Consider the following 11927-nt stretch of genomic DNA (forward strand, 5'->3'; position numbering starts at 1 on the left):
GGCACACGCACCATGTTGGTGCAGTCTCTCCGGTGATGTGGCACCCGGGACCGGGCCGCCCGCCCCGGCGGAGCTCAGCCCAGCGCCTTTCGCAGCAGGGCGCGGATGCGTTCCTGCTCGGCCTTGCCCAGCGCCACCAGGCCGAAGCTGGTGGGCCACATGGCGCCCTCGTCGAGCCGGGCCTGGCCTCGGCCTTGAGCTCGCGGGCGCGCTCCTTCATCGCGGCCTGCTCTTCGGCAGTGAAGGCCTTGCCAGTGCTCTTCCTGGCGGACTTGCTGGCGTTCTTGCTGGTCATGAAGCCCTCCCCGCTGGGTTGTCACCGCCCTGGCTGCGGGAATCACGGGGCGGACGACGGAACTCCGCCGCAACCTGCGGCGATGGCAACCTTGTTGACGATCCGGTCGCAAGCTGCCGCGAACGCCGGAGCCACATGGCGCTGAATGCACGATGGCGTTCATCGCCCCGTCTTCTCGCGGGTTTCCGCGTAGATCCCATGGTCCCCATCATTTGAGCAGCGGAAGATGGCCTGTCGCGCGTGCCTGGGCCATGGGAACTGACGATATCCCCCTGCGATCCGGGCCACCTCGGCCTTGGAGTGACCACAAGCGCCGCCGTGGATGCCCGGGAAGCCGATGGAGCGGACGATCATCGTGGTGAACCGCCCTCCCTGATGTGCGGCAGCAATGCCCGAACACCACCTGCGCTCGCGATCAGGCTGTTCGCATGGCGCACGGTGGGTGGCCATTGCAAGCCCGCCTTCATCTGCGAGCTGCCTCCCGGCTCGCCACGTTTTGGTGGGCTCTTGCCGTTGAAGGTGCATTGGAGAAACCCCTTCCGCTTCCGGCAAGGTTTATCCTTCGCCGGTCCTGATCACCGCGACCTCATGTGAACTCCCTCCTTGCCGACCTCCTGTTGGGCATCCTCGAAGGCCTGACCGAGTTCCTGCCGATCTCGAGCACCGGCCACCTGCTGATCGCCCAGCACTGGCTGGGGCCGCGCAGCGACCTGTTCAACATCGCCATCCAGTCCGGCGCCATCCTCGCCATCAGCCTGGTGTACCGGCAGCGGCTGTGGGAGCTGGCGACGCAGTGGCGGCTGGCCGGGCCGCGCGATTACCTGCTGAAGATCGCCCTGGCCTTCCTGGTGACGGCCGTGGTCGGCCTGCCGGTGCGGCTGCTGGGCTGGCAGCTGCCGGAGACGGTGACACCGGTGGCCTGGGCCCTGGTGCTCGGTGGCGTCTGGATGCTGCTGGCGGAACGCTGGAGCGAGCGCGGCCCGCCCAGCGACACCGTCACCTGGAAGATCGCGGTGGCGGTGGGCCTGGCGCAGGTGGTGGCCGGCGTGTTTCCCGGCACCTCGCGTTCGGCGGCGGCCATTTTCATGGCCATGCTGCTGGGCATGAACCGCAAGCCGGCGGCGGCCGAATTCGTGTTCCTGGTGGGCATTCCCACCATGTTCGCGGCCACCGGCTACGCGGCCATGGAAACGCTGCTGGACGGCCATGCCGGCGACGAGGACTGGGCCGGCCTGGCGGTGGCCTTAATCGCCGCCACGGTGGCCGGCTTCGCCGCCGTGCGCTGGTTGCTGCGCTACATCGGCACGCACCGCTTCACGCCCTTCGCCTGGTACCGCATCGGCCTGGGCACGGCGCTGCTGCTGGGATTGCCGGCCGGCGGCTGAGGCCGCCGGCGCGGTGCGGCCCTACTCGGCCGGGTAGCCCAGGGCCTGGGCCACCGGCGCCAGTACGGCAAATTCCTCGGCAAAGGCCTGTCGGTAGTGGCGCCAGTGACCGGCGGGGAAAGGCCGGACGCCGGAAGAGGCGGACGGGGCTTCCAGCACTGCCGCATCGAGTTCCACCCCGAGAACGCGGCCGGCTTCCACCGCGGCTTCAGCCAGATCGCCATCACGGCGCAGCCAGTACACCCGTTCCCGCTCTTGGTTGGAGAGCGCCAACAGGGCCTGCAGCGAGTCGTGCAGCCATTGCGCGGCCGCCCGGGTGTCGCCGCCCAGGCCGAAGCCCTGGGCGCTGCCGAACACCATCCAGTTCAGCAAGGCGTCGCGCGGATCGGTGAGCAAGACCAGCCAGCGCACACCCTGCAGGCCTCGCAGCAGCCGCGCGTCGGCGTGCGAAACCCAAGCCACGCCGCGGTCGTCGCCGGCCTCGGCCAAAGCCTCCGGCCCGGACTTGAGCCGTTCGGCCAGGGATTCGCGCAGGGACGCGGCCAGCGGGTCCACCCGCAAGCCCGGCAGGGCCACCAACACGGTTCCGGCGCCGGCTCGGGCCTGCGCTTCGGCGGGCGCCAGCGGCGGCAAGGGCCGCTCTTCCGGCAGCGGATGGTCAGCCAGTTCCCGAATCGTTGCCGCCGCCTCGTCGTGACGTCCGAGCCGGTCCAGGAGGAGCGCTCGCCACCCCATGACGTTGCGCAGGCTATGCGGTTGGCCCGCCGGTACGCGCACCGATTCCAGCGCCTGCAGCGCCGCCTCCGGGTCGGTCAGGTAGCGGATCCTGACCAGCACCAGGCCGGCTCCTGGCAGGTCCGGCTTCAGCGCCAGCGCGCGCTGCGCCGCCTCCGCCGCCGCCGCGGGCTGACCGGTGGCCTCCAGGTAACCGGCCATCTGCTCCCAGGCACCGGGGCTGTCGGGCACCGTCTGTACCCAGCGATCCAGCACGGTCCTCGGGTTCTCGCCGATGCTGCCGGCCAGGGCTCCACGCAGCATCCACAGGCTGTCTTCTCGCGGCGACTTGGCCAACGCCGCTTCCATCAACGGCAGCCCTTCGTGCGCGCGTCCGTCCAGACGAAGGGTTTCCAGCGCCATCGGCAAGATCTGAGGATGGTCGGGCTGCTTTACCAGCAGCGGTGCCAGGGTCTCGTAGGCATCGCCGGCGCGGCCCAGGCCGATCAGGAGTTCGGCGCGCAGGCGAACCAGGGCAGGATCGCCGCGCGTGGCGGTCAACAGCTCGTCCACCAATGCCAGCGCCTCGTCGAGCTTGCCCTGCCGGCGCAAGGCTTCCAGCAGGGCCTGGTTGACCGTGAGATTGGTCGGCGCCAGCGCCCGTGCGTTGCCAAGCGCCTGCTGGGCGAACGCCAGCTGCCCGCTGCGCAGGAAGCCCAGGCCCAGCGCCAGGTGCGCCGCCGACAGACTGCCATCGGCCTTGACCACGGCCATGAACAGGCGCATGGCCCGCTCCTCGTCGCCGTCGAAACGGGCCAGATGACCCTCCAACAACAGGCTGAGCGGGTGGTTGGGGTTGACGCGCTGGGCCAGCTTGAGCTGGTTTTCGGCCTCGCCGCGGTCGCGCCGCATCAGGGCGGCCTGACCGGCCAGGGCGTAGGCGGGCAGGAAGTTGGGATCCAGGCCGCTGGCCAGCCTGGCGTACTTCTCGGCCGAGTCCAGATTGCCCATGGCCATGGCCAGGGATGCCACCGCGAAGGCATAGGCCGGCTTGTCCGGGGCCAGATCGGTGGCACGACCAAAAGCCGCAAGGGCACCCCGGACATCGCCTGCCCGCTGCAGCGCCAGACCGAGCAGGTACTGGGCTTCGGCATTGTCCGGCTCGGCCTTGACCAGGCGCCGGGCGGCGGCCAGTGCTTTCTCGGTATCGCCGCGCCGCAGCGCGTCGGTGATCTCGGTGGACATGAAGGGCTCAGGCGGAAAAAGAAGCGGGCATTGTAGCGCGGCCGGCCGGGGCGGCCGCGACGGCGGCCTCCAGCCGGTCGGCCACCCAGCGTTCGGCGTAGCCGTTAAGCGACAGGCCCTCGAGGAAACCGCAGTGGCCGCCCAGCTCGGCGTATTCCAGCCGGGAATGCGCCGGCAGGCGCAGGGCCGGGAAGCCCTCGAAGGGAATCACCGGATCGTCGGCCGCCGCCAGCACGTTCACCGGCACCTGCAGCCGGGCCAGGCGATCGCCGGCGATGTTGTAGCCGTCGAAGTATTCGTCTATGCCGGCCATGTCGGTATGCCGCTGCACCATCCAGTGGGTCAGCCGGCGCATGTCCAGGCCGAGCACCTCATCGCCGAAGTCGTGCCGGTGCGGGAACAGGGCACGCTTGCGCCGCAGCGAACGCCGCCACTTGCGCATGAAGTACCAGTGGTAGATGGGCAGGCCGGTCTCCAGGGCATGCAGGATCCGGGCCGGGTCCAGGGCCGGGCAGACCGCCACCGCGTGCGCCAGCGGTACGCCGGCCTCCGGCGCGGCCAGGGCCAGGCGCAGGGCAAAATTGCCGCCCAGCGAGTAACCGGCCGCCAGCAGGGGCCGCTGCGGGAAACGCCGCGCCACCTCGCCGGCCGCCTGCACCACGTCGGACAGGCGGCAGGAATGGAACAGCTCCTCGTTGAGGTGATGGGTGTCGCCGTGGTCGCGGAAGTTCAGCCGGAACACGTCGAAGCCACGCCGCAGCAGCTCCGCCGTACTGTGGCGCATGTAGCTGGAATCGGCGCTGCCCTCCCAGCCGTGCAACAGCAGCACCAGGCCGCGCGGCTCGCGGCCGGGCAGGCTGTTGTGGAAACCCAGCAGGCGGGTGCCGTCGGCCAGGTCCAGCACGTGTTCGGCATGACTGGCGCCGAGCCGGCGCAACGCCCGCGCACCCAGCAGGCGGCGCGGTGGCAGCGAGCCGAGCACCGACTGCAGATGCGGATTGCGCAGCCAGCGCGGCGGGCGGTAGTCCACCGGCTTCATCGGCCCGGCCTCAATGCGTTTCCATGGCCGCGACGATACGCGCGCGGCAGGTGTCGGCCATGCGCCGGCGGCCATCCTCGCTGGCGGCCACCGGTTCCAGGAAATGCACCTCCGCCACGCGCGGCGGCTCGCCGAGCAGGCGAAGGAAGTTGGCGAAAAAGCTTTCGTTTTCGCCGAAGGCGACGATGGTCTGGGCGTTGCCGCGCAGCCCGTACTTCAACGCCACCGGTTGCGCCGGCACCCCGGCCACCACCGCCGGCTGGAAGATGCGGGCGTGGAAAACCCCGATCGCGTCGCCGCGGGTGGTGCGTCCCTCGGGAAACACGCCCACGGCCAGGCCCTGGCGCAGCCGTTCGACCATCTGGTGCATCACGCCGTGCAGGGAATCGTTGCTGCCGCGATGGTGGTAGATCGTGCCGCCGCGGCTGGCCAGCCAGCCGACCAGCGGCCAGCGCGAAATCTCGGCCTTGGCCACGAAGCCCATCATCCGCTGGCTGTGCATCAGCTCGATGTCTATCCAGCTGACGTGATTGGCCACGAACAGCACCGCCCCCGGCAGCGGCGTGCCGTAGCGGCGCACGCGGAAACCGAAGATGCGCATCAGCACAGCCGACCACCAGCGGATGGCGCGGTGGTCCAGCCGCTCGCCGCCGGGCTCGAAGCGGGCGCTGAGCGGGTTGATCAGCGCCAGCACCACCGGCAGCGACACCAGCAGGTGCAGCAGCAGCAGCGGAGCCCGCAGCAGGTAGCGCAGCACCCGGGCCATGCCGGCCTCAGCGGCGCACCACGGCGCCGGTCATGCGCGACAGGCAGACCGGCTTGCCGCGCTCGTCCTCGATGCGCACTTCCCAGACCTGGGTGCTGCGGCCGACATGCACCGGCCGGGCGGTGCCGGTGACGATGCCGCCGGTGACCGCGCGCAGGTGGTTGGCATTGATCTCCAGGCCGACCAGCTGCTCGCCCGAGTCCTCATCCAGGCACAACCAGCCGGCCATGCTGGCCAGGGTTTCGGCCAGCAGCACCGAGGCACCGCCATGCAGCAGGCCGAAGGGCTGTCGCGTGCGTGCGTCCACTGGCATGGTGCCGCGCAGGAAGTCCTCGCCGTGTTCGGTCAACACGATGCCCAGATGGCCGGGCGCGCAGCCGGCCAGGAAGGCGTTCAAGGCCGGCAGGCCCGGGCGTTTGCGGAAGGGGCCGCCGGGGGCGGCCTCAGCGGACACGGAACATGCCCGGCCGGTAGGCCGTGGTATAGCCCTTGCGCTGGTAGCCAGAAGCATCGCCGTAGCCGCTGCCCAGCTCGCGGTTGCGGCGGCGGTGCATGCGGTCGATCAGTTCGTCGCGGCGGGCCTCCAGCCAGTCGGCGCGACCGACCTTGGCGGGATCCAGGCCGCGCCGATCCGCCTCGTTCTGGCGGAACTCGCAGAACTCGTCGTAGGCGTCCAACTCGTGGTGCAGCTCGCGCACCGACAGCTCGATGGCGATCGCGTCGTCGAAGTAGCCGAGCACCGGCACATGGTCGGGCACGATGTCGGCCGGTTCGGCGAAATAGACCAGGGCCGAAAGCACCCGCTGGGCGTCTTCCTCGGGCAGGTGCCAGGCCTCGTCGCGCAGCATGGCGATCATGGCGTCCAGGCGGTCCAGCCGCTGGGCGATGAAGTCCGGCACCTCCACCTTGGTCGCGCCTTCGAGCAGCCTGGTGGCGGCAGCGATGATCTCGTCGGCGCTCTTGCTGCCGGCGGCTTCCCGGGCGGCCTTCATGGCCTGGTTGAAATGCTCGAGGTCGCGGTCGGAGAGTTCGAACTGGATCGAAAGGGGCATCGGCGGGGTCCGGCAGGTCGGTTCGGAGCCCAGCAGCCTAGGCCGGGCCGCCGGGCGCGTCAATCGAGACCGCCCGGAGGCCGGAAAACCCTCAGAGGATAGGCACCAGGCCGGCGCCGAAGGCGGTCAGGATGCGGGTGTAGATGGTCTTGAGCGGAATGTCCACCTCGGGGAAGGCCCCCACGTCCTCGTGGCAATCGTGAAAGCGGGGGTCGCCGGGCGGCATCGGGTTGCAGCCCGGTTTGAGCTCGTAGCTGGTGGCGTAGGGAAAGGGCCAGATGTCGAAGATCGGGAGCTTCTCGCTGATCTTGCCCAGGCTGTAGACCAGTCCGGGCAGGATCGGCGACTTGCGGTGTGCGGCGATCAGCCAGGCATTGGCCGGGCTCATGTCCCGGCGGATGCTGGCGTGCAGGGCGGCGGCGAACTGCGGGTCGTGCACCACCACCATGGATTCGGTGTTGAGATGGTCCGAACGCGGATCGAAGTTGTGGCTGCCGACCACGCCGACTTCGTTGTCCACGACCAGCGATTTCGAGTGCAGGCCCACCCGCACGCCGGCGCGTTTCAGCGGCACCGGGCCCGAGGCCGACCCGGCCGATCCCGAGCCGAAGATCGGCAGCAGGGTATGTTCCGGGCCCAGTGCGCCGGTGGCGGCCACCTGGATCGGCGCGTCCTCCGGATATGGCTTGTACTCGAAGATGCGGAAGCGCAGCTCGCGCAGGTAGAAGCGCTTGTACTTGTGGCTCATCGCGTATACCGGAAAGGCGTCGGTCGCGGCCAGCGAGTTGGTGGAAACCCAGACCACCGGCGGGTCCTCGCGCTTCTGCAGGGTCTTGAACAGCTTCTTTGCCGGGCGCGAGAACACCAGGTAGGGGGTCTGCAGCACCAGTTCCTCGCGCACGCCGGCCACCAGCTCGCGCATGGCCAGGGAGGCGTCGTCCCCGGGAGCCGGATCGCCGGCATGCTTGTCCGGCAGGTCGGCGTAGAACTCCACCGGCCCCACCGGCAGGGTGAAAGGCGACAGACGTTCCCAGACCCGCTGCCCGTCGCCGGCGACCTCGGCCATGGCCTGCACCCGCGGCGAACGCACGCGCGCCGGGTCCAGATGCCGGTGCCGCAACACTTCGCCGCGCTCGACCAGGCGCTCGGCCACGTCGCGCAGGCCCTCGGCCGGCACGCTCAGCGGGTGCCGCCAGAAGGCCTCGAAGTTCTCGCCCATCTCCCGCGCCACCGGCCCGGCCACCAGGATGTCGCGGTCGCGGTAGTTGTAACTCTCTCCCCAGTCGAAGTAACGGTCCTGGATGTTGCGGCCGCCGGTGATGCCGACCACGCCGTCCACCAGCAGCAGCTTGGTGTGCATGCGCCGGTTGAAACTGCGGAAGCAGCAGAGGATGCCGGCGGCGAACTGCAGCTTCTGGGTCTGGGCTTCGTTGAAGGTGGGGTTGTACAGGCGCAGCTCGAAGTTGCGGTGGGCGCCGGCCAGGGCCGCCTGCAGGCCGGGGTCGGGCAGGCCGTACAGCTGGTCCAGCAGCACCCGCACCTTCACCCCGCGCCGGGCCGCCGCCAGCAGTTCCTCCAGCACCAGCAGGCCGGCATCGTCGCTGTCGAAGATGAAGCTTTGCAGCTCGACGCGCTCGCGGGCGGCGCGGATCAGGTGCACGCGGGCGAGCAGGGCGTCCTGGCCGTAGTCCAGCAGGGTGACCTGGTGCCGCGGCGCCTCCGGCGTGGACTCGGCCACCGCGGCCTGGGCCAGCTCCAGCAAGGGTGATCGCGCCGGCGCGCAGGCCTCGGCCACGCAGTCGGGCGCGGCAAGGCGCCCGGCCTCGGCGATCTCCGCGGCCTGGCGGGCGATGCGCGGTTCCAGCGTGGTGCAGCCGGCCAGGGCCAGCAGGGCGCACAGCGCCAGCAGCAACCGGGGGGTCATGGCGTGTCAGGTTCGCGCAAATGGACCAGGAAGTCGAAGGCCACCCCGTCCTGGACCCAGAGCCGGTAGGCCTCCATGCCGAATTCTCGCCGGCTGATCTGCCCTGAAACATGAAGGGTGCAGCCCGGGCCCGGCGCCGGGCAGGCGGCGGGGTCGAGGGCGAAGCTGACCGGCCGTTCCCGGCCGCGCAGGCGCAAGGCGCCGTCCAGGCGGCCGCCGGTGCCCAGCAGCGCGCCGTCGAAGGGCGAAGAGGTGAAGCGGATGTCGGGATGGTTCTCGACGTCCAGGAACTTCTCGGAACGGGTCATGCGCACCCGCCAGTCCGGACCGTCCAGCACCAGCCGGCGGGCATCCAGCCGGACCCGCACCTGCCAGCGCCCGTCGGGCAGCGCCACCAGCTCGCCCTCGATGCGCTCGAAACGGCCGCGCACCTCGCCGGCCAGGCGCATCTCCACCAGGATGCGGGCCTCGGAGGCCTCCGGGTCCAGGGCGGCCAGCCGGGGCGGGCCGGCGAGCGCCGCGCCGCCGCCCAGGGTCACGGCCAGGCACCAGGCCCGAAGCGCGCCCTTCATCGGCTCAGGGCGACCAGAACGCCGCCAGCCGGGCGATGCCGGGCTCCATGGCCAGGTCCTCGGGCAAGGACAGCACCGCCACCGCCCCGGCGGGCATGCCGCGGAATCCGCCCGAGCGGCCGGAGCAGAGCAGGGCGACCACCTGCTCCAGGCCGGGGTTGTGACCGATCAACAGGATCCGCCCGAGTTCGCGATGCTCGTCGGCCACCTGGATGAGGCGGCCGGGAGTGGCGTCGTAGATGCGCGGTTCCTGGCGCAGCTCGGCGTAACCCAGCAGCTCGAGTACCGCCTCGCAGGTCTCACGGGTGCGCCGGGCCGGGGAGCACAGCACCCGGTCGGGCAGGAAGCCATGGTCAGACAGCCAGCGGCCGGCCGCTTCGGCCTCGGCCTGTCCCTGCAGGGACAGCGGACGGTCCAGATCATCCTGACCGGGAGCGGCCGGTTCGGCGTGGGCGTGGCGCAGCAGGATCAGTTCGCGCATCGGCGGAGCTCAGGGCACCTTGCGCAGCCACTTCAGCAGCGGCGCCCAGTCATCCTGGTGGGCACGGATCTGCTCGGAGTGGTAATCGAACAGGGAACGTCCCAGGGCGGCCATCAGCACGTAGGCCTGGGTGTCGCGCAGGCGGGCCACCAGCGGGTAGGGCCAGGTTTCCAGCTGGGCCACCGCCTGCTGGCTGTTGCTGGTCCAGGGCTTGAGCCGGTTGGCGACGATGCCGACCGGCAGCTTGCCCTTGCGCACCCGGGCGTGGCCGGCCAGGGAATTCAGGAAGGGCACCGTGGCCTCGAGATCCATGATCGAGGGCAGCACCGGCACGACGACGGCGTCGGCGATGGCCAGCAGGGCGTCCAGCTCATCGGCCATGGCGCCGGCGGGCGCGTCTGCGACCAGCATGTCCATGCCGCCGGGCAGGTGCTTCTGCCAGCTGCGGCGGCAGCCGTCCAGGGGCAGCACGGCGCTGGCCAGGCCGGCCCGCTTTTCGCACCAGTGGGTGGAGGACTTCTGCCGGTCCGCGTCCAGGAGGGCGGTGGCCTTGCCTTCGACCGCGTAGTAGGCGGCCAGGTTGGTGGCGACGGTGCTCTTGCCGGCGCCGCCCTTCGAACTGGCGACCAGGATCGTGCGCATGCCGGGCCTCCGCGATGGGATGAGCCGCCAGCCTACCACCGCCAGCGCCCCGCGAAAGACACCGGGCCTGACCGCCGAGACCGGACACGATCGGGCCAAGGCCCCCAACCCCGGTCCCGGCGTCGGGCGCCGGACTCCGACCCCGCGGCGAGGGTGGCGAGGATTGGCATATCCTTTGCCGCTTTCGCGGGGAAATCTTGATGAGCGAACTGCAGGACCTGACCGCCCTGGTGCGGGCCAACACCGCCCTGGTGGTGATCGAGACGCCGGATGAGGGCCGGGTGGTGGACCTGTTCCGCCATCTGCTGATGAACGTTTGGCGGCCGCTGTACCGCTGGGCGATCACCGAGGGCCTGCGCCGGGTGGACCTGGACGGCGAAGACGAAGCCTTGGCGCCGCCGGACGCCACCGCCACCCTGCATGCCATCCGCGGCCTGCCCCAGCGCAGCATCTGCCTGCTGCTGGATTTCCACCCCTACCTCGGCTACGCCACCACCCAGCGCCTGCTGCGCGAGATCGTCCTGCGCCGCGGCTGCCAGGAGCATACGGTGGTGATGGTGGGCACCAGGATCGAGCTTCCACCGGACCTGGAACATCACGCGGTGCGGTTCTCCCTGCGCCTGCCGGACGAGAAGGCACTGCTGAAGCTGGTACGGGACGAAGCCGCCGTGTACATGCGCGAACATGGCGGCAAACGCGTGGAAGTGGACCAGGAGGCGCTCGAGGCCATGGTGCGCAACCTGCGCGGCCTGTCGCTGACCGAAGCGCGACGCCTGGCCCGGCACCTGATCTTCGCCGACGGCGCCATCCACGCCGGCGACCTGCCGGAGCTGGCCAAGCTGAAGTTCGAGCTGCTCAACCGCAGCGGCCACCTGCACTTCGAATACGACACGGCGAAGTTCGCCGACGTCGCCGGCCTGAACCGGCTGAAGGCCTGGGTGCGCCAGCGCCGCGCCGCCTTCACCGCCGATGCGCTGCCACCGGGCCTGGATCCGCCCAAGGGCATCCTGCTGCTGGGCGTGCAGGGCTGCGGCAAGTCGCTGGCGGCCAAGGCGGTGGCCGGCGGGTTGCAGGTGCCGCTGGTGCGCCTGGATTTCGGCACGCTGTACAACAAGTACCACGGCGAGACCGAGAAAAACCTGCGTGAGGCCCTGGCGTCGGCCGAGCAGCTGGCGCCCTGCGTGCTGTGGATGGACGAGCTGGAGAAAGGACTGGCGGCGTCCGGCAGCAGCGAGGACGGCGGCGTCTCGCGGCGGGTGCTGGGCTATTTCCTGACCTGGATGGCCGAGCGCAAGTCGAAGGTGTTCCTGGTGGCCACGGCCAACGCCGTGCATGACCTGCCGCCGGAGCTGTTGCGCAAGGGCCGCTTCGACGAGATCTTCTTCGTCGACCTGCCCGACCACGGCACCCGCGCCGAGATCTTCCGCCTGCACCTGCAGAAGCGGCAGGTGGCCTGGGAGGAGTTTTCGCTGGACACGCTGGCAGAGGCGGCGGACGGCTTCTCCGGCGCCGAGATCGAGCAGGCCATCGTCGGCGCCCTGTACGCCGCCCACGCCGACGGCGTGCCGGTGGACGAGGCGCGGCTGCTGGAGGAAATCCGCGGCACCCGCCCGCTCAGCGTGCTGATGGCCGAGCAGGTGCAGGCCCTGCGCGCCTGGGCCCTGCCCCGCACCGTCCCCGCCGACTGATCTGACCCTTTGATCTGACCCTTTGATCTGACCCTTTGATCTGACCCTTTGATCTGACCCTTTGATCTGACCCTTTGATCTGACCCTTTGATCTGACCCTTTGATCTGACCCTTTGATCTGACC

At 70.3% G+C, this 11927-nt stretch carries 12 protein-coding genes; 2 read left to right on the forward strand and 10 right to left on the reverse strand.

What is annotated here, in order from left to right; translation table 11 throughout:
• Positions 1 to 74: 74 nt before the first annotated feature.
• Complete coding sequence (locus F0415_RS08705; RefSeq protein WP_149860823.1) at positions 75 to 458, reverse strand: hypothetical protein; 384 nt, start codon at positions 456 to 458, stop codon at positions 75 to 77.
• Positions 459 to 885: 427 nt separating this feature from the next.
• On the opposite strand from F0415_RS08705, the gene F0415_RS08710 reads away from it, so the two are divergent.
• Positions 886 to 1680 (forward strand): undecaprenyl-diphosphate phosphatase, encoded by a 795-nt coding sequence (locus tag F0415_RS08710; protein WP_149860824.1) that lies wholly within the window; start codon positions 886 to 888, stop codon positions 1678 to 1680.
• 21 nt (positions 1681 to 1701) lie between these two features.
• Here the strand turns inward: F0415_RS08710 and F0415_RS08715 are convergent, their stop codons facing one another.
• From F0415_RS08715 to F0415_RS08755, 9 genes are all read right to left on the reverse strand, one after another.
• Positions 1702 to 3639, reverse strand: a complete 1938-nt coding sequence (locus F0415_RS08715; protein WP_149860825.1) for a tetratricopeptide repeat protein — start codon at positions 3637 to 3639, stop codon at positions 1702 to 1704.
• 7 nt (positions 3640 to 3646) lie between these two features.
• On the reverse strand, positions 3647 to 4678 hold the full coding sequence (locus F0415_RS08720) for a YheT family hydrolase (protein WP_149860826.1): 1032 nt from the start codon (positions 4676 to 4678) through the stop codon (positions 3647 to 3649).
• A 10-nt stretch (positions 4679 to 4688) separates the two neighbouring features.
• Positions 4689 to 5444 (reverse strand): lysophospholipid acyltransferase family protein, encoded by a 756-nt coding sequence (locus F0415_RS08725; RefSeq protein ID WP_149860827.1) that lies wholly within the window; start codon positions 5442 to 5444, stop codon positions 4689 to 4691.
• 7 nt (positions 5445 to 5451) lie between these two features.
• Positions 5452 to 5898 (reverse strand): hotdog fold thioesterase, encoded by a 447-nt coding sequence (locus F0415_RS08730; RefSeq protein ID WP_425457841.1) that lies wholly within the window; start codon positions 5896 to 5898, stop codon positions 5452 to 5454.
• Positions 5888 to 6496, reverse strand: coding sequence for a YkvA family protein (locus F0415_RS08735; RefSeq protein ID WP_149860829.1), 609 nt, complete (start codon positions 6494 to 6496; stop codon positions 5888 to 5890). The genes F0415_RS08730 and F0415_RS08735 overlap by 11 nt, the downstream gene beginning before the upstream one ends.
• A 91-nt stretch (positions 6497 to 6587) precedes the next feature.
• Positions 6588 to 8420, reverse strand: coding sequence for a phospholipase D-like domain-containing protein (locus F0415_RS08740; RefSeq protein WP_149860830.1), 1833 nt, complete (start codon positions 8418 to 8420; stop codon positions 6588 to 6590).
• A complete protein-coding gene (locus F0415_RS08745; protein ID WP_149860831.1) occupies positions 8417 to 8992 on the reverse strand; it encodes a YceI family protein in 576 nt (191 codons plus the stop codon). Before F0415_RS08745 ends, F0415_RS08740 begins: the two co-directional genes overlap by 4 nt.
• A gap of 4 nt (positions 8993 to 8996) precedes the next feature.
• Entirely contained in the window at positions 8997 to 9473 is a 477-nt protein-coding gene (locus tag F0415_RS08750; RefSeq protein WP_149860832.1) for a SixA phosphatase family protein, read from the reverse strand.
• Positions 9474 to 9482: 9 nt separating this feature from the next.
• Positions 9483 to 10115, reverse strand: coding sequence for a ParA family protein (locus tag F0415_RS08755; protein ID WP_149860833.1), 633 nt, complete (start codon positions 10113 to 10115; stop codon positions 9483 to 9485).
• Positions 10116 to 10315: 200 nt separating this feature from the next.
• Here F0415_RS08755 and F0415_RS08760 point away from each other — a divergent pair, with 200 nt between their 5' ends.
• Positions 10316 to 11803 (forward strand): AAA family ATPase, encoded by a 1488-nt coding sequence (locus tag F0415_RS08760; RefSeq protein WP_149860834.1) that lies wholly within the window; start codon positions 10316 to 10318, stop codon positions 11801 to 11803.
• The last annotated feature ends 124 nt before the right edge of the window (positions 11804 to 11927 follow it).

Source organism: Arenimonas fontis (assembly GCF_008386465.1).
Classification (GTDB): Bacteria; Pseudomonadota; Gammaproteobacteria; order Xanthomonadales; family Xanthomonadaceae; genus Arenimonas; species Arenimonas fontis.